The sequence below is a fragment of the Lysinibacillus halotolerans genome, from assembly GCF_003711845.1.
Taxonomy (GTDB): Bacteria; Bacillota; Bacilli; order Bacillales_A; family Planococcaceae; genus Ureibacillus; species Ureibacillus halotolerans.
Window position 1 is genome coordinate 1 of the sequence record NZ_RHLQ01000048.1, and the last position, 25,126, is coordinate 25,126.

General features: G+C 36.3%; 26 protein-coding genes and 1 other annotated feature. Of the genes, 24 read left to right on the forward strand and 2 right to left on the reverse strand.

What is annotated here, in order from left to right; genetic code table 11:
* Positions 1 to 266 precede the first annotated feature (266 nt).
* From EC501_RS15140 to EC501_RS15185, 10 genes are all read left to right on the forward strand, one after another.
* The gene (locus tag EC501_RS15140) at positions 267 to 818 is read left to right on the forward strand and encodes a M23 family metallopeptidase (protein WP_158599727.1); all 552 of its coding nucleotides are present in this window, start codon (positions 267 to 269) and stop codon (positions 816 to 818) included.
* Positions 791 to 1,429 carry a site-2 protease family protein gene (locus EC501_RS18660; RefSeq protein WP_241559370.1) on the forward strand — a complete coding sequence of 213 codons (639 nt, stop codon included), beginning with the start codon at positions 791 to 793 and terminating at the stop codon, positions 1,427 to 1,429. Before EC501_RS15140 ends, EC501_RS18660 begins: the two co-directional genes overlap by 28 nt.
* A gap of 43 nt (positions 1,430 to 1,472) precedes the next feature.
* Positions 1,473 to 1,551 (forward strand) — a sequence feature (ribosomal protein L21 leader region).
* A gap of 14 nt (positions 1,552 to 1,565) precedes the next feature.
* On the forward strand, positions 1,566 to 1,874 hold the full coding sequence (gene rplU / locus EC501_RS15150; RefSeq protein WP_122973208.1) for a 50S ribosomal protein L21: 309 nt from the start codon (positions 1,566 to 1,568) through the stop codon (positions 1,872 to 1,874).
* A gap of 18 nt (positions 1,875 to 1,892) precedes the next feature.
* Positions 1,893 to 2,237 carry a ribosomal-processing cysteine protease Prp gene (locus tag EC501_RS15155; RefSeq protein WP_122973209.1) on the forward strand — a complete coding sequence of 115 codons (345 nt, stop codon included), beginning with the start codon at positions 1,893 to 1,895 and terminating at the stop codon, positions 2,235 to 2,237.
* Between the two features lie 16 nt (positions 2,238 to 2,253).
* Positions 2,254 to 2,553, forward strand: coding sequence for a 50S ribosomal protein L27 (rpmA, locus tag EC501_RS15160; RefSeq protein WP_121212831.1), 300 nt, complete (start codon positions 2,254 to 2,256; stop codon positions 2,551 to 2,553).
* Between the two features lie 225 nt (positions 2,554 to 2,778).
* Positions 2,779 to 3,303, forward strand: a complete 525-nt coding sequence (locus EC501_RS15165) for a Spo0B domain-containing protein (protein ID WP_122973210.1) — start codon at positions 2,779 to 2,781, stop codon at positions 3,301 to 3,303.
* A 5-nt stretch (positions 3,304 to 3,308) separates the two neighbouring features.
* Positions 3,309 to 4,598 (forward strand): GTPase ObgE, encoded by a 1,290-nt coding sequence (gene obgE / locus EC501_RS15170; protein ID WP_122973211.1) that lies wholly within the window; start codon positions 3,309 to 3,311, stop codon positions 4,596 to 4,598.
* Positions 4,599 to 4,639: 41 nt separating this feature from the next.
* Complete coding sequence (locus tag EC501_RS15175) at positions 4,640 to 5,095, forward strand: ACT domain-containing protein (protein ID WP_122973212.1); 456 nt, start codon at positions 4,640 to 4,642, stop codon at positions 5,093 to 5,095.
* 102 nt (positions 5,096 to 5,197) lie between these two features.
* Positions 5,198 to 6,067: a prephenate dehydratase gene (pheA, locus tag EC501_RS15180; RefSeq protein WP_122973213.1), complete on the forward strand. Its 870-nt coding sequence runs from the start codon at positions 5,198 to 5,200 to the stop codon at positions 6,065 to 6,067.
* Positions 6,068 to 6,080: 13 nt separating this feature from the next.
* Positions 6,081 to 6,467, forward strand: a complete 387-nt coding sequence (locus EC501_RS15185; RefSeq protein WP_122973214.1) for a thiol-disulfide oxidoreductase DCC family protein — start codon at positions 6,081 to 6,083, stop codon at positions 6,465 to 6,467.
* A 46-nt stretch (positions 6,468 to 6,513) separates the two neighbouring features.
* Here the strand turns inward: EC501_RS15185 and EC501_RS15190 are convergent, their stop codons facing one another.
* Positions 6,514 to 7,044, reverse strand: coding sequence for a transcription repressor NadR (locus EC501_RS15190; protein ID WP_122973215.1), 531 nt, complete (start codon positions 7,042 to 7,044; stop codon positions 6,514 to 6,516).
* A gap of 146 nt (positions 7,045 to 7,190) precedes the next feature.
* Here EC501_RS15190 and EC501_RS15195 point away from each other — a divergent pair, with 146 nt between their 5' ends.
* The 8 genes from EC501_RS15195 (at position 7,191) to EC501_RS15230 (ending at position 14,683) form a co-directional block, all read left to right on the forward strand.
* The gene (locus tag EC501_RS15195; RefSeq protein ID WP_158599728.1) at positions 7,191 to 8,504 is read left to right on the forward strand and encodes a LysM peptidoglycan-binding domain-containing protein; all 1,314 of its coding nucleotides are present in this window, start codon (positions 7,191 to 7,193) and stop codon (positions 8,502 to 8,504) included.
* A 1-nt stretch (position 8,505) separates the two neighbouring features.
* Positions 8,506 to 9,363: a phosphotransferase gene (locus tag EC501_RS15200; RefSeq protein WP_122973217.1), complete on the forward strand. Its 858-nt coding sequence runs from the start codon at positions 8,506 to 8,508 to the stop codon at positions 9,361 to 9,363.
* Positions 9,364 to 9,605: 242 nt separating this feature from the next.
* Positions 9,606 to 10,226 (forward strand): Holliday junction branch migration protein RuvA, encoded by a 621-nt coding sequence (ruvA, locus tag EC501_RS15205; RefSeq protein WP_122973218.1) that lies wholly within the window; start codon positions 9,606 to 9,608, stop codon positions 10,224 to 10,226.
* A gap of 14 nt (positions 10,227 to 10,240) precedes the next feature.
* The gene (ruvB, locus tag EC501_RS15210; RefSeq protein ID WP_122973219.1) at positions 10,241 to 11,245 is read left to right on the forward strand and encodes a Holliday junction branch migration DNA helicase RuvB; all 1,005 of its coding nucleotides are present in this window, start codon (positions 10,241 to 10,243) and stop codon (positions 11,243 to 11,245) included.
* A 17-nt stretch (positions 11,246 to 11,262) separates the two neighbouring features.
* Positions 11,263 to 12,303 carry a tRNA preQ1(34) S-adenosylmethionine ribosyltransferase-isomerase QueA gene (gene queA, locus EC501_RS15215; protein ID WP_122973231.1) on the forward strand — a complete coding sequence of 347 codons (1,041 nt, stop codon included), beginning with the start codon at positions 11,263 to 11,265 and terminating at the stop codon, positions 12,301 to 12,303.
* A gap of 60 nt (positions 12,304 to 12,363) precedes the next feature.
* Positions 12,364 to 13,509, forward strand: coding sequence for a tRNA guanosine(34) transglycosylase Tgt (gene tgt / locus EC501_RS15220; RefSeq protein ID WP_122973220.1), 1,146 nt, complete (start codon positions 12,364 to 12,366; stop codon positions 13,507 to 13,509).
* A gap of 135 nt (positions 13,510 to 13,644) precedes the next feature.
* Positions 13,645 to 13,905, forward strand: a complete 261-nt coding sequence (yajC, locus tag EC501_RS15225; RefSeq protein ID WP_122973221.1) for a preprotein translocase subunit YajC — start codon at positions 13,645 to 13,647, stop codon at positions 13,903 to 13,905.
* Positions 13,906 to 14,032: 127 nt separating this feature from the next.
* Positions 14,033 to 14,683 (forward strand): DUF421 domain-containing protein, encoded by a 651-nt coding sequence (locus tag EC501_RS15230; protein WP_122973222.1) that lies wholly within the window; start codon positions 14,033 to 14,035, stop codon positions 14,681 to 14,683.
* On the opposite strand, the gene EC501_RS15235 is transcribed toward EC501_RS15230, so the two are convergent.
* On the reverse strand, positions 14,654 to 16,171 hold the full coding sequence (locus tag EC501_RS15235; protein ID WP_122973223.1) for a putative polysaccharide biosynthesis protein: 1,518 nt from the start codon (positions 16,169 to 16,171) through the stop codon (positions 14,654 to 14,656). The genes EC501_RS15230 and EC501_RS15235 overlap by 30 nt on opposite strands.
* Before the next feature lie 92 nt (positions 16,172 to 16,263).
* Here EC501_RS15235 and EC501_RS15240 point away from each other — a divergent pair, with 92 nt between their 5' ends.
* The 6 genes from EC501_RS15240 to dtd all read left to right on the forward strand — a co-directional run bounded on the left by EC501_RS15240 (position 16,264) and on the right by dtd (position 24,980).
* Positions 16,264 to 16,581, forward strand: a complete 318-nt coding sequence (locus EC501_RS15240) for a post-transcriptional regulator (protein WP_122973224.1) — start codon at positions 16,264 to 16,266, stop codon at positions 16,579 to 16,581.
* 171 nt (positions 16,582 to 16,752) lie between these two features.
* Positions 16,753 to 19,017, forward strand: coding sequence for a protein translocase subunit SecDF (gene secDF, locus EC501_RS15245; RefSeq protein ID WP_122973225.1), 2,265 nt, complete (start codon positions 16,753 to 16,755; stop codon positions 19,015 to 19,017).
* A 177-nt stretch (positions 19,018 to 19,194) separates the two neighbouring features.
* Positions 19,195 to 21,531: a single-stranded-DNA-specific exonuclease RecJ gene (gene recJ, locus EC501_RS15250; protein WP_122973226.1), complete on the forward strand. Its 2,337-nt coding sequence runs from the start codon at positions 19,195 to 19,197 to the stop codon at positions 21,529 to 21,531.
* 16 nt (positions 21,532 to 21,547) lie between these two features.
* Positions 21,548 to 22,060 carry an adenine phosphoribosyltransferase gene (locus tag EC501_RS15255; protein WP_122973227.1) on the forward strand — a complete coding sequence of 171 codons (513 nt, stop codon included), beginning with the start codon at positions 21,548 to 21,550 and terminating at the stop codon, positions 22,058 to 22,060.
* Between the two features lie 257 nt (positions 22,061 to 22,317).
* Positions 22,318 to 24,513, forward strand: coding sequence for a RelA/SpoT family protein (locus tag EC501_RS15260; protein ID WP_122973228.1), 2,196 nt, complete (start codon positions 22,318 to 22,320; stop codon positions 24,511 to 24,513).
* 17 nt (positions 24,514 to 24,530) lie between these two features.
* Positions 24,531 to 24,980 (forward strand): D-aminoacyl-tRNA deacylase, encoded by a 450-nt coding sequence (gene dtd / locus EC501_RS15265; protein WP_122973229.1) that lies wholly within the window; start codon positions 24,531 to 24,533, stop codon positions 24,978 to 24,980.
* The last annotated feature ends 146 nt before the right edge of the window (positions 24,981 to 25,126 follow it).

Here is a 25,126-nt window from a genome sequence, read left to right on the forward strand (position 1 = left end):
AAACGATTTGATCGATTCAGATTAAAGGTGTTATTACACCATCAATATAAAAATATAGATGTTCGGGTCGCATAAATTAGGAGTGAGCTAAATGCTCACCCCAACATTTGACTTAGAACCCGTAAATTTTCTTTTTTGTTTGTTGACCTTTTTTTAGGTCTCTATTTTTTATAATTCGACTAAATTGGACAGTTTCTTTTTTCGTTCAAATTGAATCCTATTTTCATATTTTTCATATACTATGAAAAATGAGAATGGATGAGGTAGTGAACAAATTATGGAAATGGATTGCTGCTGTTCTTCTCTGCGTAGTTGTATTAGTTGGAAGTCAATTACATGAAAGAGGGCAAATTGCAGTAGACGTAAATAAAATTGTATATAGTTCCGAAGATTTAACCATTATGAGAAATTTTTTAAGAGAAGTATTTGGAAAAGAACCGGATACGACGATTACTGTTTCCTCGGATAAAGTAAATCAAGAATTATTATCCTTTGTTGCTGTCAAACCTTATGATAGCGGATACTTGTTAACCTTCGAGCAGCCTATTCCGATTCTCGCGATTGAAAATGGATTGGTCGTTTATACAGGGCATTCAAAAAATACAGGCAAAACAATCTCAGTTTATTACGAAGACGATACAACGGTCACATATGGCAATGTGGATTCCTTTTCTTTACTGCCTTATACTTCTATTGAGAGGGGAAGTACGATTGCGAATAAAGAACCGGGAGATCTTTATATTAAAATTGAGGAGAATGGGAAAGTTTTAAATCTTGAGGAAACGTTAGAATGGATGAAAGAGCATACGCAATCATGATGCGTATGACAATTCATCCATTATTTTTACCGGTTCTTTTTAGTATGGTGTTATATGGTAACGTTTCGTATTATGCACTTATTTTATCTTCTTTAATAATTCATGAAATTGGCCATATAATTGCTGCTTATCTTTGTAAAGTAAAAGTGGAACGCTGTGTTATTATGCCCTATGGCGGTGAAATAGTATTGAGAGGTGGTATGTCTATTTCGCCACGAAAACAATTCATCATCGCCATAGGTGGACCGCTTGCTACAATCGGATGTATCGCTGTGACACCATTGTTGGATCCTTTAGTAGCGGATCCATTTTTAAAAATTCAACTTATTTTACTAGCGATTAATATCATTCCAATTTGGCCATTAGATGGTGGTCGAATGATGTTATCATTAATTTTAATTTTTCATCCGCGTATTCGAATGATTGAACTTTATTTAACATTATCATTACTACTCATTACGATTTCGGTATTTATCACCTTTATTTTATTGCCAAAAACTTTATTTTTATTAGGATTGAGTTTATTTCTACTCCTTCAAATCGTCAATGAATGGAGATATCGAAAATATCGGTTTGCCTTTGAGAAACATGTTATGAAAAGATTGACGTGAGAGTATTGTTGTGGTAGTATTTTTAATGTTATTGTTTGTAGCACCCGTGCTACAACCGCTCTGGAAAGGTTTTTTAAGAATCGAAAGATCACCTTTCGTTACAGGCGAGTCTGAGTCTAAGAGGAGGTGCATTTTAATGTACGCAATTATCGAAACTGGTGGAAAACAAATCAAAGTAGAAGCTGGACAAGAAATCTATGTTGAAAAACTAGGTGTTCAAGCTGATGAAGTAGTAACATTTGATAAAGTTTTATTCGTAGGTGGAGAAACAGTGAAAGTTGGAGCTCCAACTGTTGCAGGTGCTACTGTTACAGCGAAAGTTGTAAAAGAAGGACGCGCTAAAAAAATTACTGTATTCAAATACAAAGCGAAGAAAAACTACCGTCGTAAACAAGGTCATCGTCAACCTTACACAAAATTAGTTGTTGAATCAATCAACGCTTAATAAATCGAGGTGAATAAAATGATTACTGTTACGATTCATCACGATGAAAATAGACATGTTTCTGCATATGAATTCTCAGGTCATGCTGAGTACGATCAAACGGGGAAAGATTTAGTATGTGCAGCTGCATCTACAATTGCCATTGGTACTGTAAATGCAATTTATGCTCTACTTCAAATTGAACCGAAAATTGATCAAGCAACAGAAGGCGGTGGCTACCTTCGTGTAGATCTTCCTACTGATATAGACGGAGAAGTCGATGCAAAATTACAACTTATTGTCCAAGTAATGACTGCTCAAGTTTACTCGATGGTTCAAAACTATGGACAATATATTCAAATTAACTACAACCAAGTAGCCTAGTAGGAGGTGGAACGAAATGAAATTGTTACTATCTTTAGACCTTCAATTTTTCGCTTCGAAAAAAGGGGTAGGTTCTACAAAGAACGGACGTGACTCTGAAGCAAAACGCCTTGGTGCGAAACGTGCTGATGGTCAATTCGTAACTGGTGGTTCAATTCTTTACCGTCAACGCGGTACAAAAATTTACCCAGGTACAAACGTAGGCCGTGGTGGAGATGACACACTTTTCGCTAAAGTTGACGGCGTTGTTAAATTCGAACGTTTAGGCCGCGACAAGAAAAAAGTAAGTGTTTACCCTGTAGCTCAAGAAGCTTAATTCCATATTTAAATGAAAGGACTGCTAGACAGCAGTCCTTTTTCATGTGTTAAGGGTATTTTTTTAATTTGATAAAAATGACGAATGATACTATATCTCTAATGGATAACTGAAATTTTCTTATAGTATTCTTACAGAATTAGGGGAAAAAAGGGAAAAGTATAGAAAAACTTGTTATACTAAAAAAGAATTTAGTAGCATTTTTCTATCATGTGGAGGTTCAAAATGAAAACTCTATCCCTATCAGTAAATGAAGTATTAAGATTTGCAAATCATGATTATATGAATCAACTACAGCTGATCAAAATGAACTTGGATTTGGGCAGAGTAGAAGAATCAAAAAAAATTATTGAGCAAATTTCTGAACAATGTAAAACCCTTTCAAATATCAATAAACTAAAATTACCAAATACAGTAGAATGGTTACAAACGCTTCAATGGCGCTACCCAGCTTTCCAAGTGACATTAAAAAGTAATGTAACAAGTCCGGTTGATATGAAAAAAGATGAACAAATTGTAGAATACTTAGAAAAGACAGTTATTCATGTTTATGATAGCTTAGATCCATTTACTGAACATGAGCTAACGATTCAAATTGAATCAAATGAATTAGCATTCCATTTAACTTTTGAATTAATCGGAAAATGGGATTGCCATTTATTTGAACATGAAGTAACAAATTTAACCGTTCAAACATATGAACAAACTACGAATCAGTGGAAATATGCTTTGAGTATAGAACAGGAGTGAAAGTAATGTTTGTCGATCACGTAAAGATTTATGTGAAAGGTGGAGACGGCGGAGATGGTATGGTCGCCTTTCGCCGTGAAAAATTTGTCCCAAATGGTGGACCTGCTGGAGGAGATGGCGGCAATGGCGGAAATGTTGTCTTTGAAGTAGAAGAAGGATTGCGTACTTTAATGGATTTCCGATATAAACGTCATTTCAAAGCAAATCGTGGTGAACACGGGATGAGTAAGGGGATGCACGGGAAAAACTCCGAAGATCTAGTAATTAAAGTTCCCCCAGGTACAGTGGTGATGAATGAAGAAACGGGCGCTGTTATTGCAGATTTAGTTGAGCATGGTCAAAGGGCTGTCATTGCTCGTGGTGGCCGTGGTGGCCGTGGCAATAGTCGCTTTGCTACACCAGCTAACCCTGCGCCAGAACTTGCAGAAAAAGGGGAGCCAGGGCAAGAATTAAATGTTATATTAGAGTTAAAAGTATTAGCCGATGTAGGATTAGTTGGATTCCCAAGTGTAGGGAAATCGACGTTACTATCTGTCGTTTCAGCTGCAAAGCCTAAAATTGGTGCTTACCATTTTACGACGATCGTACCAAATTTAGGTATGGTTGAAACAGAAGATGGTAGAAGTTTTGCCATGGCTGATTTACCTGGGTTAATTGAAGGTGCACACCAAGGTGTAGGATTAGGTATGCAATTCCTACGTCATATTGAAAGAACTCGAGTAATTGTCCATGTTATTGATATGTCAGGTATGGAGGGTCGTGACCCATATGAAGATTATTTGACAATCAATGAAGAATTAAAACAATACAATTTACGTCTTACTGAAAGACCTCAAATTGTTGTCGCTAACAAAATGGATATGCCAGATGCAGAAGAGAATTTAAAAGAATTTAAAGAAAAAGTGGGAGATTCCGTTAAAGTCTTCCCTGTATCGGCCATTTCTCGCCAAGGTTTAAAACCGGTATTGTTTGAAATCGCTGACCTTCTTGAAGTAACACCTCATTTCGAATTGCACGATGTGGTGGAAGAAGACAGTGATGCATCCGTTCTTTATAAACACGAGAAAAAAGGTGAAGACTTCGATATTACTCGTGATGATGACGGTGCATATGTATTATCTGGCTACTCCATTGAACGTTTATTTAAAATGACTGATTTCAGTAGAGAAGACGGTGTACGTCGCTTTGCACGACAATTACGTGGAATGGGCGTAGATGACGCTTTACGTGAACGTGGAGCAAAAGACGGGGATATCGTTCGATTATTAGAATTTGAATTTGAGTTTGTAGAGTAAAGTTTGCTTAATGTATATTGGGAAGATGTTGGAGGGAGAGTATGAAAAACGTTGCGAATCAACGGTATTATTTAGTACGTGAAGACGTATTGACGGATGCGATGCAAAAAACATTGGAAGCAAAGCATCTTCTACAAAGTGGTGCAGTTTCTTCAATCTGGGATGCAGTAAAAGAAGTGGATATATCTCGGAGCGCATTTTATAAATATCGAGATGCCGTTTTTCCTTTTCACTCCATTGTTCGAGAACGTATTTTAACAATTTTTATTCAATTGCAAGACGAGAAGGGAACACTTGCCAAACTATTAGAAATTATATCGATCGCCCATTGTAATATTTTAACAATTCACCAAACAATTCCTATTCAAGGGCGTGCTAATGTGACATTATCTTTGGATGTAACAAGCATGGAAATTGAACTGGATGATTTATTACAACAATTGAAAAAGTTAGAGTTTGTTGAATCTGCAGAAGTCATTAGTTCTGGAGCGCTTTAACAACGATTGACAAGAGAGTAAGAGAGTCTTCAATTGCTCTCTCTTTTTTACATAAAATTGAAAGAAAAATCGCGCTAGTTAGAAAATGGTGGAGGGATCAAAGTGAAAGAGAAAGAGTTAAACAAAATAGCATATTTAGGACCAGAGGCATCCTTTACATATTTAGCTACAAAAAGTTTATTCCCCAATGAAACGTTAATCCCTTATACAACGATTCCTGAATGTATTGAGGCGGTATCAAGTGAAAAAGTCGATTTGGCAGTCGTGCCTTTGGAAAATGCTATAGAAGGGACAGTACCGCTGACGATTGACTATTTATATCATGAGGCAGAATTATTTATTGTGGCAGAAGTTTTGTCAAAAATACAACAACATTTAATGGTTCATAAAGCGCAAAAAGATAATTGGCACAACATAGAAGAAATTTATTCCCATCCCCATGCTTTAGCCCAATGTCATAAATATTTGTTTTATCGATTTAGTAAAGTACCTTTACATCAGTTTTCATCTACATCAGCAGCAGCAAAGCTAGTTTCTGAAAATCCGGATCGTTGCATCGCAGCAGTCGGAAATACATCCTCTGCTGAAAAATATAATTTAGAGATTGTAGAGAAAAATATACATGATTTTCATTTTAACCATACCCGATTTGTCGTATTATCAAAAAAAAATATACGGCTACAGGGAAAAGAATCGGAAGGGAAAACGAAAACAACGGTGATGCTCACTTTACCGGAAAATGTATCGGGTGCGCTCCACCAAGTTCTTTCCGTTTATGCTTGGCGCAAACTGGACCTAAGTAAAATCGAGTCGAGGCCATTAAAAACGGGTTTAGGGGACTATTTCTTCATCATGGATATATTGGCCGATGAAAATGAGCCAATGATGAAGGGAGCTTTTGAAGAATTAAAGGCACTTGGCTGTACAGTGAAATCCCTCGGTACATATGATACTTATTTAACACCAGAGTGAAGTAGGTGAGGATATGAACATTATTTTATTTGATGGGGAATGTCATTTTTGCGATGCAACAGTCCAATTTATTATGAAAAGGGATCATAAAAAGCATTTTAAATTTGCATCAATTCAAAGTGATATAGGGCAAACTTTAATGGAAAAGTTTCACGTTCCAAAATCAATAGATAGTGTCATTTACATTGAAGGCGACAACTGTTATTTTAAGTCAACAGCAGTATTGCGAATTAGTCGTAAATTAGATAGAGGATGGAAAGGGTTTTATTTATTCACCATCATTCCGACACCTATTCGAGATCTGATTTATGACAAAATTGCAAAAAATCGTCATAAATTAATTAAAAACAATCAATGTAGCATTCCGAAGAAGGATGATTTAGATCGATTTTTACAGTGAAATTTGAAATAAAAAATGGGCTACTCTTTTCGAGTGCCCATTTTTATTATCCTTCTATTAAATATCCTTTTTCCCTTAACTTCTGTTCTGCAAGATTTAATTGTTCTTCAGATGAGGCAGAAAGGACATGTAAATGGGTACCGTTCGTCAGTACAGATAAATAATTTGCTTTCGTTTCATTGACTCGCTTAATGAAGCTATCCACATCATGACGATTGGACAACATCATGGAAGCGGTAATTTCACCGTAAAGAGGATGTTCAACGATCACGCTTTTTAATGTTACACCACAATCGACTATCGTTAACATTTCGTCTTCCGCCTGTTCTGCAGTATGTAAACAAACAATTTTTCTTTCATATATTTCATTATGATCGTCCCGCAGCATATAAAGGTAACCTTGACTTGTCGCAATAATCGGTTCATTTCGTGCCTTTAATAAATTCATATCATTGACGATTACTTGTCTTGATACATTCGCATGTTTAGCCAAATCTGATCCTGTTATTGGGGATTTTGAACTCTTTAATAAACGGAGCAATGTATTGCGCCGTTCTTCTCCTAATATTTTTTTCATCTTGGCACCTCTTTCATTGGAAATTTCATGTATATACATTACTCCTTCATTCATAGTTTATCACGAGGAACAACACAAATCGTTTAATTTTTTTGTGTCCTTTTCGTTTGAGTAACATATTATAAAACGAGAAAAGGAGGATGTTTGTGCGAATTCATATTGTTCAAAAAGGTGAGACATTATGGCGAATTGCCAAACAGTATGGGATTGGACTTGATGAGTTAAAACGTTTAAATGCGCATTTGGCTAACCCAGATTATATTGTTCCAGGAATGGAAATTATTTTACCGGATAATGGTTCAAATGCCAATACAAATGCAAACCCAAATAGTAATGAATCGTCAAGAATGACGAAAGAACAGCTAACTGCACCAATGACAAGAGAACAGCAAACGGCACCGATGACAAAGGAACAACAGACAGCGCCGATGCCGAAGCAACAACAAACAGCACCAATTACAAAGGAACAACAAACAGCACCAATCACAAAGCCAAAACAAACTGCACCGAAGGAAAAATTAACACAAGAAAAACCGGTGGAAAAGGCGCCTATACCAGCACCTGTTCCAATTCCGATGCCGATGCCACAGTTCGATTTAACACCACAATTCCATTTCGATTTTGCACCACAATTACAATTCCAACAACAACACCCACAAGCACAACCAATGCCGCAAGCACAACCGATTTTTATTGAAGTACCACAACAGCCAATGATGCAAGTACAGCCAATTTTTGTTGAAGTACCACAACAACCAATGCCGCAGCCAAAAGTAGAAACAAAAGTAGAAAAAGAAGTGGAATATGTACCTGTTCCGCAACCTCAAATTATTTATGTACCATGTATGCCGCAATACTATCACCATCCGTGTGAATGTTTCGAGCAACCACATTATTTTGATTTGTGTGGATGTCAGGAACAACCATATTATCATCATCAACCATACCCATGTGGATGTCAGGAGCAACCTGTACAACATCATGACTGCGGATGCGGTGGCGGCTATCGGAATGAAGTAATGCCTTATGGACTTCCGCATTTTGAACCGAATTATGATGTTTCCCCTTCAATGGATGTGGCACCAGCAATGGATAATTCGTTCGATGATGAAGACGGTTTACCTGATTGGTTAAAGGATTCTTCTGAATTAAAAACAAAAGGTATTGAAAAAGTAGAAGATAATCATCAGGTGCTAGGTGAATTCGAAGAGAATGTTGAAAATTATCACGATGTAGATGATTTTGATGATGTCTATGATCCTGAATCTATGGGGACTTCCCATTATCCACAAAATAATTATTATGGACATCATATGTCCCAAGTGATGCCTGAACATATGCATCAAATGATGCCTTATATGATGCAGCAACCGATGATGTCACATCCGATGCACCCTAATTGCCAAAGTAATCCTTATATGAACCCTTATTCATCCCATTACACACCTTGGAAATATTAATATGCAAATTAAGAACAATATATGGAAGCAAGAGACATCAAACGGAACATTATTTATAAAAAAATATGAAAACGTTTCGGTTGCTGAAAAAGTAAAATCGATTCATAAACAATTGGATTCGATTAAGTTTCCATATGTTATTCCGTTAGTGAAAAGTAAGGAAAAGGATTTAGTTATTCAACTTTGGCAAAATAATAGTTATAGTGCCGATTTTTCCAATGCCGATCAAAGAAAGCAAAGTTATAAAATATTAAAAGCATTACATGATACGGGAAATGTCATTGATTGGAAAAGTCAAGTCATTTTCCCAAGACAGCATCTTTATCAAAAATGGAATGCACGATATGAACGATTTCTTATTAATGAAAAAGAATTAATTCCCTATTTACAACACACTTATTATGATATTACTCTTTTTGCAAGCAGAGTTTTGAAACAAATGCGAAGAAAAAGGCATAAAGTGAATGGGAAACTCACTTTGTTACATGGGGATGTCGTTCATCATAATTTTTTAATCTGTGAAGATAAGAAAATGAAATTAATCGATTTTGATCTAGCCGTAGTAGGTGATTCAGCGGAAGAAATGATATTATGGATGCACCGTGTTTTACCTACTATGGATTACGATTTGAAAAAGTTGTTTAAGGAAATTCCGTATCTTCATCAATTGTGTTTACCAAAAATAAATTATTTACAGTATCCGAATGAGCTGTTACGAGAATGGCTCTATGTACTGCAATTAGGTAAGTATGAGCGAGATGCTTTCTTAGACTATTTAATGCCATTTACAGAAAAAGCGTTAAGGCATTGGCCTGATTTAATTATAGAAACAGAAAAATTACATTCAAACTATCAATAATTGGGGAAAGTTTGATAAAATAATAGAAAGCAAAAGAAAAACAATTGGCCGTCTATAAAGACGGTCTTTCTTTGTTCATTTACGCAATGGTGGAAAAGGATTCTCTAACCTTCCATTCAGAATTTAGGTTTCCTACTTTCAAACGAGCACTATACAATGAGCAAAAAGATATCGTAGTATTTGTTCGGGTGAATACCGAACAGTATGCTATAATTTAAAGCAGTGAATGTGGGGGAATGACAATGTATGACTATATAATTGGCCAAATTAAACGGATAACGCCAGAATATGTTGTGGTAGAGCAACAAGGAATTGGTTGGCAAATCTTTACACCTAATCCCTTTGCCTTTCGCATAAAAGAAGATATGCAACAAATCTTTTTACATATGCATGTTAGAGAAGATGCCCATATGCTATTCGGATTTCGCTCGCTGGATGAACGGGAGTTATTTAGAAAACTTATTCAAGTATCAGGAATAGGACCAAAAGGGGCATTAGCTATTTTAGCAAGTGGTAACCCGTCTCAGGTCATATCTGCCATTGAAATGGAAGATGAAGCATTTCTAGTTAAGTTCCCTGGAGTTGGCAAAAAGACGGCTCGTCAAATGATCTTAGATTTAAAAGGAAAATTAGGATCATTACTTGAACAAGTAGAATTACCAAGTGCAGAAGATGAATTGCCACTATTTGGTGTTAATCCAAATAAACAAGAATTAGAAGAAGCGATGTTAGCGTTAATAGCCCTTGGGTATTCGGATAAAGAGTTGACAAAGATTAAGCCGAAGTTAGAAGAAAATGACCAGTTAACGACAACAGAAGCTTATATGAAACAAGCTTTACAACTATTGCTAAAAGTGAAGTAAGGAGGGAGTGATTTATGTCCGATCGAATCATTTCAAGTGAGGCAAATCAATATGATGAACAATTTGAGATGTCTCTACGACCTCAAAAGCTTTCTCAATATATTGGTCAACATAAGGTAAAGGAAAATTTGAATATTTTCATCGAAGCAGCAAAGCTCCGACAAGAAAGTTTAGACCATGTATTATTATATGGGCCACCGGGATTAGGGAAAACAACATTAGCTTCCATCATTTCCAATGAAATGGATGTCAATATTCGTTTAACGAGTGGTCCTGCTATTGAACGTCCTGGCGATTTGGCAGCTATTGTCAGCTCCCTCCAACCAGGGGATGTCTTATTTATCGATGAAATTCATCGTCTTCCTCGTTCTATAGAAGAAGTTTTATACCCGGCTATGGAAGACTTTTGTTTAGATATTGTTGTCGGAAAAGGACCAGAAGCGCGCTCCATTCGTTTAGATTTACCACCTTTTACGTTGGTCGGTGCGACGACAAGAGCGGGAGCATTGTCAGCGCCGTTACGAGATCGCTTTGGTGTATTATTAAGACTGGAATATTATGATGAGGAAGCGTTAGAAGAAATCGTATTACGTAGCAGCGAGCTGTTCAATGTGGAAATTGAACGACTTGCTGCAAGAGAAATTGCTCGTCGTTCAAGGGGAACACCGAGAATCGCCAATCGTTTATTAAAAAGGGTACGGGATTATGCCCAAGTGATTGGAGACGGGAAAATTTCCCTTGCTATTGCAAATCAAGCCCTTGAATTATTACAAGTCGATTCCAGAGGACTTGACTATATTGACCATAAACTAATCATTAGTATGATTGAACGATTTAAAGGTGGACCTGTTGGGCTAGATACGTTGGCTGCTTCCATTGGGGAAGAACGTTTAACCATTGAAGATGTTTATGAACCTTTTTTAATGCAAATTGGGTTTATTCAACGTACACCACGGGGACGGGTTGCAAGCCAACTAGCCTATGAACATTTTGGTTATACTTATCCAGAACAAATATAATGAAAGAAGATGTAAAAATGAAAGTTGAAGATTTTGATTTCTATTTACCTGAAGAACTTATTGCTCAAACACCGTTAGAGGATCGTACAGCTAGTCGATTAATGATAGTAGATCGGAAAACTGGTGAAGTGGAGCATAGTCAATTTAAACATATAGTTGATGAACTACAAAAAGGGGACTGTCTTGTACTAAATAATACGCGTGTCATGCCTGCAAGACTTTTGGGAGTAAAGGAAGAAACAGGTGCCCATATTGAAGTATTATTGCTTAAACAAGGTAATAACGATGAATGGGAAACCCTTGTTAAACCAGCAAAACGTGTGAAAGTCGGTACTGAAATTTCCTTTGGAGATGGCTTACTAAAAGCGACTTGTATCGGTGAATTAGATCATGGCGGTAGATTATTTAAATTTAACTATGAAGGCATTTTCTACGAAATATTAGATCAGTTAGGAGAAATGCCACTCCCACCATATATTCACGAAAAATTAGATGATCGGGAACGTTACCAAACGGTTTATTCTAAAGAAATTGGTTCTGCTGCCGCTCCAACAGCAGGATTACATTTCACAAATGAAATTTTAGACCAAATTAAAGAAAAAGGTGTAGAAGTTGTTTTCATTACATTACATGTTGGACTTGGAACATTCCGTCCAGTCAGTGTAGATTCCATTGAAAACCATGATATGCACTCGGAATTTTATAGTGTATCGGAAGAAGCAGCAGAAGTTATTAATCGAACAAAGGCGAATGGTGGGAAAGTTATTGCTGTTGGTACGACATCAACACGTACGTTAGAAACGGTTGCCCATAAATATAACGGTGAAATTCGCGCGGAGCAAGGGTGGACAAATATTTTCATCTATCCTGGCTTTGAATATAAAGCGATTGATGGATTAATTACAAACTTCCATTTACCAAAATCTACTTTAGTAATGTTAGTAAGTGCCCTTACAACTAGAGAAATTATATTAAATGCGTATAATAAAGCTGTAGAAGAAAAGTATCGATTCTTCAGTTTCGGAGACGCAATGTTTATTCGACCAAATCGATCTTAATTTTTATTAATGATATATAACGGATTTTTACTTTAAAAGAAGAGAGGATTTTTTTCACCTATGACAAAACCAGCCGTAACATATGAATTAATTAAAACATGTAAGCAAACTGGTGCCAGACTGGGGATTGTTCATACACCCCATGGTTCTTTTGAAACACCTGCTTTCATGCCAGTTGGAACACAAGCTACTGTTAAAACAATGTCTCCAGAAGAATTAAAGGAAATGGATGCAGGCATTATTTTATCGAACACATATCATCTATGGCTTCGACCAGGGAATGATATTATAAAAGAAGCGGGCGGACTACATAAATTTATGAACTGGGATCGTCCCATTTTAACGGATTCTGGTGGTTTCCAAGTATTTTCACTAAGTGAATTTCGTAAAATTGAAGAAGAAGGCGTACATTTCCGTAATCATTTAAATGGAGACAAGCTTTTCTTAAGTCCAGAAAAGGCAATGGAAATTCAAAATGATTTAGGGTCTGATATTATGATGGCCTTTGATGAATGTCCTCCATATCCAGCATCATACGAATATATGCTAAATTCTGTGGATCGTACGACTCGTTGGGCTAAACGTTGTAAAGAGGCCCATGCCCGTCCAGAAGATCAAGCATTATTTGGAATTGTACAAGGTGGGGAATACGAAGATTTACGTAAACGGTCTGCAGAAGCCCTTGTGGAATTGGATTTACCGGGTTATGCCATCGGTGGATTGTCAGTTGGTGAACCAAAAGAAATTATGAACCGCATGTTGGAATATACAACACCATTACTACCTGATAATAAACCTCGTTATTTAATGGGGGTAGGTTCTCCAGATTCTTTAATTGATGGAGCGATTCGCGGTGTTGATATGTTTGACTGTGTATTACCGACTCGTATTGCCCGCAATGGTACATTAATGACTTCAGAAGGTCGTTTAGTGGTGAAAAATGCGAAATATGCCCGAGATTTCAGCCCGATTGATCCAAATTGTGATTGCTATACTTGTAAAAACTATACACGGGCTTACGTTCGTCATTTAATTCGTACAGAAGAAACATTTGGTATTCGTTTAACAACATATCATAACTTACATTTCTTATTAAAATTAATGGAACAAGTAAGACAAGCGATTCGTGAAGATCGTCTAGGCGATTTCCGTGAAGAATTTTTTGAGAAGTATGGTTTTAATAAACCGGATGCGAAAAACTTCTAAAAATTGTAAGAGTATCGTCAATAATATGGCGATTTGAGAAAAATATGATTATTTGTAGAAAAATAATCGTTTCAAATCGCTTTTTATAACCATTTTATAATATACTTAAAAATGAGGTTTGAAAGGAGTGTATATATGGAACAACTATTAGGTTTATTACCAATTCTTATTATGTTCGTTGCGATGTGGTTTATTTTAATCCGTCCAGCACAAAAAAGACAAAAAGCAACGGCACAAATGCAAAGTAATTTAAAACGTGGAGATCAAGTTGTAACAATCGGGGGACTTCATGGTGAAGTTGACGCGATAGAAGATACAGCGGTTTATATCATCGTTGATGGAAAAACACGTTTAAAATTTGAGCGTCAAGCAATTGGTCGCGTCATTACACAATAATTCATTGAAAGCTTACTAATTTGGACATGCTCCAAATTAGTAAGCTTTTTTCATTTCTCTAATATACAAATTCATGAATAGTAACCCTCCTTTGTGCTCACAATGGGGAAAGGAGGGTGTGTGAAAAATGGAAATGTATGGGGAAATCATTTTAAGAACCGTGTTTTTATATATTTTCATATTAATTGTTTTCCGTATGATGGGCAAAAGGGAAGTAGGCGAACTAAGTATAATGGACTTAGTCGTCTTTATATTAATTGCTGAATGTGTCGCCTTTGCATTAGAAGAAGTTGACAAACCTATTTTTCAAAACATACTTCCCATTATCATTTTATTTGTCATTCAATATATCAATTCACTCATGACATTAAAAAATAAAAATGTCCGTGATTTAATAGATGGAGATCCTTCCCTTATTGTTGAAAAAGGGGTTATTAATCAAGAAGAGATGAAAAAACAACGGTATAATTTAGATGACCTGTTTCAACAAATGCGTGAAGAAGGAGTCCCATCCATTCAAAGTATTGATTATGCATTTTTAGAACCATCGGGTAAATTATCGATATTTCTAAAAAATGAAGATCCACTTATTTTACCCCTTGTTGTTGATGGTTATATTGTGGAAAAACATTTGAAATTAATGAAAAAAGAACGTTCATGGCTTCTGGAAAAGTTAAAGGAAGCCGGTTATGAAAAAATTGATAATGTTTTTTACTGTTGTTATGAAAATGACAAAATTCACGTTCAATTAAAGACGACGGGAAATGATCGAAGTTAAATATTTAAAATCACTTATTTTAATTTGATTCGTTAAAATTAATAACAACGTAAGGATGATTAAAGTTAGCGCACTATTTGTCCAAAAATCGAAGGAAGAATTAGAAATTAAATACGTTTGAATAAAACTTGTTAAAATAAAGATTCCATAAGGGACAGCGAAGAATCTAAAACCTGCACTAATCATTTTATGTCCACGTAGTGTTGCCATATGTAGGAAGGAAGTAATTAATACACCAAACCCTATGGCGATAATAGCTCCAAACTCTCGAATAAATGGTTGAGAGGCTAGTACAAACATAACAAACAATTTAGCGAGTCCGCCGTAAATGGAGTTCATCATAGCCGGTCGTGCTTCATCCACGGCTTGTAAAATGGATTGCAATGGACTTTGAATGTAGTAAAAATAAAAAATTGGAGCTAATATTCTCATAAATCCACGATTTTCTTCAAGATGGAATAGTTTCATCGCTAGTTCATCCCCATGTATAAAGAAATAAGTAGCTGCATAACAGCCAATAAGGGATGATAAACGTAATGAAATACCAATCCGTTCATTTAACAAATTATAATTACTTCTTGCAACAGCGTCGCTAACAGCTGGGATTAATACAATCGCAAGGGCATTCGGGATAAATGACGGAAATAGTAGTAAAGGAACATGGACCCCTGAAATAACACCGTACAATGTTGTAGCGCCAGCAGCCGTTAATCCTGAAACGGTTAACGCTTTTAAAAATACAATTGGTTCTAAAAACCATGTAAAAGTGCCAAATAATCGACTACCTGCCGAAGGAACAGCTATCCGTAATAATGGTAATGCAGGATACGCTTTTGTTGAATCGGTTTTCTTCGGCTTTTTTTTCTTTAATCTGTAATGAATGTACAAATAAACTAAAGAAAATACTTCTCCAACCGCTGTAATACCCATCGCATAAGTAGCAGTTAACGCTGGATTTTCTGGAGTAACGAAAAATGGTAACAAAAAAGTAATGAGTGAAATTCGAATAATTTGTTCAAGCATTTGTGACCAAGCCGTTGCCGAAATAACGGCGATCCCTTGAAGATATCCCCTAAACAACCCAGAGAAAACAACAATTGGCACAGCACCAAGGGCAACATATAATGTCAATTTCGTCCCATCATTATGTAAAAGTGTCCCAGCTAAATATGGTATAAATAAATAAAGTAATGGGGTGAAGATAATAATGGAAAGAATTGACCATCTTGTGGCAGTTGTCATAACCGATTTAAGTTGTCCATCTTTTCGTTTTGCATGAAGTTCGGCTACGACTTTAGCAACCGCTAAAGGAATTCCTAACTGTAAGATGGAAATAAAGAATATAAAGGCCGGATAGGCGGTCATGTAAATCCCTACGGCTTCTTCTCCCGCAATCCGCATGAACTGCATTCTATATACAAATCCGAACATTTTAGACAAAAAAATAACAACGGTCAAAAACAATGTTCCCTTAACAAATGAACCCATTCATTCAATCCCTTCTCATTTCAAGAAATTTCAGATACAATATTTGTATGCTTAGTGGTCGTTAGTTAAAACTACTGGTTGGGGGGATTGTCATGATTCAGTTCGAACAGCTATACAAACAAGTTTTACCGGTATTACAAAGCAAAGTGGAAGAGATTAAGTATTATGAATATGATGGTATTTCGTTAGAAGATCTTTGGAATTTTTGTATTCAAAAAAAATGGAGAAAACAAAAAATAGAAGATCTACGCGTATATGAAATAGTAGAAACGATATACGGGATTAAACCTTCGGAAATTGTTAGTCATTTTCAAATTCAACAATTTCATTCCGCCAATTGGTTTAGTGACGTAAGTCAAGAAGAGTTGCAAGAACTATTAAAATCAAAAAGTACGAACGAAGAGCAGTAAACCCATGGCATTGGTTTGACAGTTGGACAAAGGTGTCTCATAATATGTTTGGTACATAGACTAGTTTGGCCAGTTGTAAAACGAAATAAAAAGCATTAATCACTTTGACAAAAACGTAGTTGCGTTTTTTGTGTTTACGTTTATGTAAACACAATTGAGGAGGACTTAAAAATGAAGCAAAAAAGCCGTATTTTTACTTTTGTACTCGTTGTAGTTGTATTATTAGCTGGGATTGGTACGACGGTACAAGGGATTTTAAAAGATGTAAAACTCGGCTTAGATTTACAAGGTGGGTTTGAGGTTTTATATGAAGTAGAACCACTAAATGGTGAAAAAATAACACAAAGCATCCTTACAGATACGACAACCGCTCTATCGAATCGTATTGACCAATTCGGTGTTAGTGAACCGAGCATTCAAGTTGAAGGAGACAATCGTATACGTGTTCAATTGGCAGGGGTTGATGACCAATCTTCGGCTCGTGAATTGTTGTCTTCTACAGCGAATTTAACCTTCCGAGATATTCATGACAATTTATTATTAGATGGTACGGATTTAAAAGAAGGGGGTGCAGCAGCTTCCTTTGATCAGCAAAATCGTCCAATCGTTACGCTTACATTAAAAGATGCATCGAAGTTCGCTGAGGTGACGAAAAAAATATCGGAAATGCCGGTGGGCGAAAACTTATTAGTTGTATGGATGGACTTTGAAGAAGGTGTCGATTCATACGCAAAAGAAGTACAGAAGGAAGATCCGAAATTTGTTTCTGCCGCTTCAGTTGATCAAGTTTTAAATACAACAGACGTAATGATTAGTGGTAATTTTACCGTTCAAGAGACGAAGGATTTAGCTAGTGTTTTAAATGCGGGAGCTTTACCGGTAAAATTAACTGAAAAATATTCAACATCCGTTGGTGCACAATTTGGTGAAGAAGCGTTAAAAAGTACAGTATTTGCTAGTGTTGTTGGGGTAGTCTTAATCTTTATTTTCATGTTGTTGTATTATCGATTACCTGGATTTGTATCCATTATCACTCTAGTAGTCTTTACTTACTTAGTATTAGTTGTATTTAACGCTATTAATGCCGTATTAACGTTACCGGGTATCGCAGCATTAGTACTCGGTATCGGGATGGCAGTGGATGCGAACATATTAACTGCGGAACGTATTAAGGAAGAACTTCGAGTAGGGAAAACGATTCAAGAGGCATATCAATTAGGTTCTAAACAATCGTTAACAGCGATTATTGATGCCCAGTTAACAACTTTACTTGCAGCTGCTGTATTATTTTTCTTTGGTAATAGTTCAGTTAAAGGGTTTGCGACTACTTTAATGATTACAATAGTTTTAAGTTTCGTGACTGCCGTTTGGTTATCTCGAATGTTAATCGGTCTACTTATTAAAAGTGGTTATTTCAACAGTCCATTCTTTTACGGAGTTCGTAAAAAGAAAATTCATGATGCATCTGAAGGGGTATCTACTTTAGATTTATCAACAAATTTTGATCGATTTGACTTTGTTCATAACCGTAAAAAATTCTACAGTTTATCGATCATTATCTTATTAGTTGGTGTAGTCATAATAAGTATATTTAGATTAGACTTAGGTATCGATTTCTCTAGTGGTACACGGGTAGAGATTATGGCGGATGAGCAAGTCAATCAAGATGAAATAAAAGATTATATCGATGAAATTGGGTTCCCATCGGAAGATATCGTCATCTCTGGTGAAGAACAAAATACGGCTGTTATCACTTATAAAGATGACTTATCTCAAAAAGAGATCTTAACTTTTAAATCGGAAGTATTAGAAGATTATGGACATGAGCCAAATGTAAGCACTGTATCTCCTACAGTAGGACAAGAGCTTGTGAAAAACGCTATTGATGCCCTTGTTATTGCTGCCATCGGAATTATTATTTATGTCGCATTCCGATTCGAATGGAGAATGGGATTAGGAGCTATTGCTTCATTAGTACATGATGTATTCTTTATGGTTGCCATCTTTAGTGTTTTCCGTTTGGAAGTAGATATTACCTTTATAGCTGCCGTTTTAACTATCGTCGGTTATTCGATTAACGATACAATCGTTACCTTTGACCGGATTCGTGAAAACGTTGATCGAAAAGGTGTTATTAAAACGAAAGAAGAATTGGCGGATATTGTTAATAAGTCTCTTCGTCAAACGATGTCCCGTTCAGTAAACACAGTATTAACAGTGATTATTGTCGTAGTAGCATTGTTAATCTTTGGAGCACCTGCTATTCAAAACTTCTCCATAGCGCTATTAATTGGATTAGTTACAGGGATGTATTCTTCAATCTGTATTGCCGCACAAATTTGGTATACATTAAAGTGTCGCCAAATGGACAAAAAAGGTACAGTTGTGGAGAAAAAAGAGAAAAAGCAATGGGGTTCAGACGAGCCTGTTGTTTAATAGAGAAAGTGAATAAAGTGTGGATAAAGTCATGTTCGACTTTGTCTACACTTTTTTCTTTTGAACATAATCGATGATTTATACTATCCCTTTGTAATATTTCTCAATTTATCTATTTTTAAAGATTAGTAGAAGCGTTCCATTTTCGGTATAATGAAAAATTGAGGATGTGACAAAATGATCGAATCAACGAAGAAATGGATTGTTGAACAACCGAATGAAGAAAACATAATTGAATTACAAAAGGAATTAAATATTTCATCCATTGCAGCAAAAATATTAATTGCACGGGGTTATACATCTGTTCAGGAAGCAAAATCCTTGTTGCAAATGGATGAAAGTCAATTACATAGTCCATATTTATTAAACGGTATGAAAGAAGCTGTAGAGCGTATAGAGAAGGCTTTACATAATGGGGAGAAAATATTAATCTATGGCGATTACGACGCCGATGGGATCACGAGTACGACCGTTATGATGAATGTTTTATTGGATTTAGGAGCGGATGTAGACTTTTGTATTCCAAACCGATTTGACCACGGATATGGTCCAAATGAGGAGCTCTTCCACAAGGCATACGAGAACGGTGTACAATTAATTATTACAGTCGATAATGGGATTAGCGGGATAGAACCGATTCGTATTGCAAAAGAGCTTGGAATGGACGTGATCGTTACAGATCATCACGAGGCTGGAGATGTGCTACCACCTGCGGATGTCATCATACATCCCCGTGTTCCTGAAGGTCATTATCCTTTCGGTGAGTTAGCAGGAGTAGGAGTTGCCTTTAAATTAGCCCATGCACTATATGGGGAAGTACCAGAGCATTTATATGAATATGTAGCTATTGGAACTGTAGCTGATTTAGTACCTCTCGTAGGAGAAAACCGTTATATTGTGCAACAAGGTATAAAACATTTAAGAACATCTTACAATCCATGGGTACGCGCCCTTTGTGAAGTAACGAGTGTGAAACAGCATGAGATTGACGAAGATTCCATTGGGTTTTATTTCGGACCTCGTCTAAATGCGATTGGACGTTTAGGTGATGCTGATCCGGGTGTAACATTTTTAATGAGTGAAAATGATTTGGATGCAGCAGAAGGGGCAAAACTTTTAAATAAGAAAAATGTGGAGCGTAAAGAAATCGTCCAATCTATAACGGAAGAAGCGATTCACATGATTGAAAAGGATCCAAACATATCGAGTTCTTTAGTCCTCGTAGTAGCTAAAGAAGGTTGGAATCCAGGTGTTATTGGAATTGTAGCTTCCCGATTAGTGGAAAAATATTATCGTCCGACTATCGTTTTATCATTAGATCCGATCAAAGGGACGGCGAAAGGTTCTGGTCGTAGTATTGAAGGTTTCCACTTATATCAAGAGTTAGCGAAAAACCGCGAAATCTTGCCCCATTTTGGTGGTCACCCGATGGCAGCAGGAATGACCTTTGCCCTTGAACATGTCGATGAATTACGTAAACGTCTTCATAAACAAGCGGAAGAAGTATTAACAGCCGATATGTTAACACCGAAATTAAAGATCGATGTACCTGTAGAGTTAAGTGAAGTAACGGTTGAGTCCGTTGAAGAAATTAAAAAGCTTGGGCCCTTTGGAACAGGTTTTGCAAAACCGATCTATGCACTACAAAATGTACAAGTACGTTCGATGAAAAAAATTGGTTCAGGTGAAAATCATTTAAAAATGGAGCTAGAGGATGCCTATGGTACAATTGATGCTATTGGCTTCGGTAAAGGTCATCTTTATGATGAAATTACGTATGGTGTAAAGTTATCCTTTGTTGGGGATTTACAAATTAATGAATGGCAAGGAAATAAAAAGCCTCAATTGATGATTTCGGATGTTCAAACGAAGGAATGGCAGCTGTTTGATTATCGTGGGAAAAACCAAGTACAAAAATGGATTCATACTCTTCCGCAACAAAATTGTACCTTTATTGCCTTTAATCAAAAAACGGTTGAACATTTCAATCAAGATTTAGGGAATAGCGATATTCATTTTATAACGGAGCAATCTGTATTCAACCATCATTCATCTTATGTGGTTTTGTTAGATTTACCACCAAGTATGGAATTGCTTGAAAAATATATTCAACAAGCACAGCCAAAGAGAATTTATGCGGTTTTCTACACACCGGAATCGAAATTTTTTAATGGAATGCCGACCCGAGAGCAGTTTGGCTGGTATTACTCCTTCTTAAAAAAACGTCCAGGATTTAATTTGTCCATTCATATGGAACGGTTATCTCAACATATTGGATTGAATTTGGAAATAATTAAATTTATGACAAACGTGTTTTTTGAGCTAGGTTTTGTTACAATAGAAAATGGTCTGACGACTGTAAATATAAATGCGCCAAAGCGTTCTCTTTCAGAAGCGACAAGCTATAAAAAAAGAGTGAAACAAATTGAAATAGAACAAAAGCTTTTGTATGCACCATATTTAGAATTAAAACAATGGTTTAACGAACGAATGAAGGAATATCTTTATTCCTAAGGAGGACAAATTAATAATGGATTTAAAGCAATACGTAACAACTGTAGAAAACTGGCCGAAAGAAGGCATTAGTTTTAAGGATATTACAACAATTATGGATAATGGACCAGCATTTAAATTTGCTGCCGACAAAATTGTTGAGTTTGCAAAAGAAGTAGGGGCAGAAGTGATTGTAGGACCTGAAGCGCGCGGATTTATTATCGGGTGCCCGGTTGCCTATGCTCTTGAAATCGGATTTGCACCGGTACGTAAAGAAGGAAAACTTCCACGTGAAGTCGTACGTGTTGAATACGGATTAGAATATGGACAAGACGTTTTAACAATGCATAAAGATGCGATTAAACCGGGACAAAAAGCATTAATCGTGGATGATTTATTAGCAACTGGCGGCACAGTAGATGCAACGATTCAATTAATCGAAAAATTAGGAGGCGTTGTAGCTGGTTGTGCATTTATTATTGAATTAAAAGACTTAAATGGTCGTGACAAAATCGGCAATTACCCAATCAAGACGTTAATTGAATATTAATCATTTCAAGGAAATATTCCGTTTACATTCGGGATATTTCCTTTTTTCATTCGATTATTAGCTGCTCACCAATTTTTGGATTCGTAATAAAATAATTGAAATAAGGTTTTATTAAAAGTAAAATAATGTTCGAAAATGTTCGAATTTGTCGTATTTCTGAAATGATTTATGTAGTTATCTTTACTTTTTGTACATATTTTTTATACAATTAAGATTATAAATTAAATTTGAAAATTTTTTAGCAAGGTGGACAACTAATGGCGAAAGAGCAAATTTTGACGCCCGAAGATGTATTCGCGCTCGTCAAAACATATATGAACGATGAACATGTTGCCTTCGTAAAGAAAGCCTATGAAGTAGCAAATGAAGCCCATAAAGAACAGCTTCGTAGTTCAGGGGAACCATATATTATTCATCCTATACAAGTTGCAGGGATTTTAGCTGAGCTCCAAATGGACCCAGAAACAGTTGCTGCAGGTTTTCTTCATGATGTCGTAGAGGATACTTCTGTTACACGGGATGATTTAGTAAATGAATTTAATGAAGAAGTAGCGATGTTAGTTGATGGCGTAACAAAGCTCGGGAAAATTAAATATTTGTCGAAAAAAGAGCAACAGGCAGAAAACCATCGAAAAATGTTTGTTGCGATGGCTCAGGACATCCGCGTTATTTTAATTAAACTTGCTGACCGTCTTCATAATATGCGAACGTTGAAACATTTATCCGCTGAAAAACAAAGACGTATTTCCAATGAAACGTTAGAAATTTTTGCACCACTTGCTCATCGCTTAGGAATTTCAAAGGTTAAATGGGAGTTAGAAGACACAGCTTTACGTTATTTAAACCCACAGCAATATTATCGAATCGTCAGCTTGATGAAAAGAAAACGCGTTGAACGAGAAGCGTATTTAGAAAATGTTATGGATGAAGTGAGATCCCAACTGACTGATGTCGAAATAGAAGCTGAAATATCCGGCCGACCGAAACATATTTATAGTATTTATCGAAAAATGGTTTTGCAAAATAAACAATTTAATGAAATATATGATTTACTGGCTGTACGGGTTATAGTAGATAGCATTAAAGATTGCTATGCAGTACTTGGAATCGTACATACACTATGGAAACCGATGCCAGGAAGATTTAAAGATTATATTGCTATGCCGAAGCAAAACTTATACCAGTCCCTTCATACAACCGTTATCGGTCCTTATGGTGATCCGTTGGAAGTACAAATTCGAACGCGTGATATGCACCAAATTGCAGAATACGGGATCGCGGCTCACTGGGCTTATAAAGAAGGAAAATCTGTTTCCAATAAGGAAAGTATTGACCAAAAGTTAACTTGGTTCCGTGAAATTTTAGAGTTCCAAAATGAATCGTCAAACGCTGAGGAATTTATGGAGTCTTTAAAATTTGATTTGTTCTCAGATATGGTTTACGTCTTTACACCAAAAGGGGAAGTCATTGAACTACCTTCTGGTTCTGTTCCAATCGACTTTGCTTACCGAGTCCATTCAGAGGTCGGAAACCGTACAATTGGAGCAAAAGTAAACGGTAAAATGGTTCCGTTAGATACGCCGTTAAAAACAGGGGATATAATTGAAATTTTAACGTCGAAACAATCCTTTGGACCAAGTAGAGACTGGTTGAAAATCGCCCAAAGTTCCCAAGCAAAAAATAAAATCAAACAATTCTTTAAGAAACATTTACGGGAAGATAATATCGTGAAAGGAAAAGATCTCATAGAAAAAGAGATTAAATCCCAAGATTTCGATATTAAAGAAGTACTTTCTGCCGAAAATGTAAAACGTGTTTTAGATAAATTAAATTATACAAATGAAGAAGATTTGTATGCTGCTGTTGGTGTAGGTGGAATTACCGCTCAACAAATCGTCAACCGACTCGCTGAAAAGAAACGCAAAGAGCGGGAACAGGAAGAAGCCTTAGAAAAAATCGTAAAGGAAATGCAAAATCCTTCTACGAAAAAACGTAAAACCGAATCAGGTGTTATCGTGAAAGGCATTGATAATCTATTAATTCGCTTATCCCGTTGTTGTACGCCTGTACCTGGAGACGAAATCGTTGGTTTTATTACAAAAGGTCGAGGTGTTTCTGTCCATCGTTCAGATTGTCCGAATATACAAGAAGGGGACAATATGAATCGCTTAATTGAGGTCGAGTGGGAGCATAGTCAAGCGCAAGTACGAAAAGAATATCCTGTAGATATTGAAGTGTCTGCCTTTGACCGCCCTGGTATATTAAACGATGTAATGCATGCAGTTAGTGAGGCGAAAACAAATATTTTAGCTGTTTCTGGGCGGGCAGATCACGATAAAATTGCAACGATTCATTTAACAATTGCGATTTCAAATCTTTCAGGATTACACAAAGTAGTAGAAAGAATTAAACAATTACCAGATATATATTCCGTTCAACGGGTCATTAATTAGTAGACGAGGTTTAATGAATGAGAGTAGTTATTCAAAGAAGTAAACAAGCATCGGTTACGGTTGATGGTAAAGTAACTGGTGCTATCGATTCAGGATATGTATTATTAGTTGGATTAACCCATACTGACACGTTAGAAGATGTACGCTATGTGGCAAAAAAAGTGGCGGAAATTAGGCTATGGGAAGATGATCAAGGTAAAATGAATCGTTCCATTGTTGAACATGGTGGCGATATTTTATCTGTTTCCCAGTTTACTTTATACGGGGATACTCGAAAGGGTAGAAGACCGAGTTTTATAGAGGCAGCAAGACCTGAAGCCGCCTTACCTTTGTGGGAATCATTTAACGAAGAGCTTAAAGCTTTTGGCCTTCACGTTGAAACAGGTATTTTTGGTGAAATGATGGATGTTGCACTAATTAATGACGGACCTGTTACAGTAATTGTTGAATCAAAGCCAAAAGAATAATAGGATAAAAAAGAGTTGCTCAAAATAAAGTGTACCCTTTGTAAAGGACATTTTTAAAAAAGGCTTTTAAGCAACTTGAAGAAGATGGTGACTGTATTGTGCAGGCGTCATCTTTTTTAAGTTCCATTGACCTCGGTAATGATTGT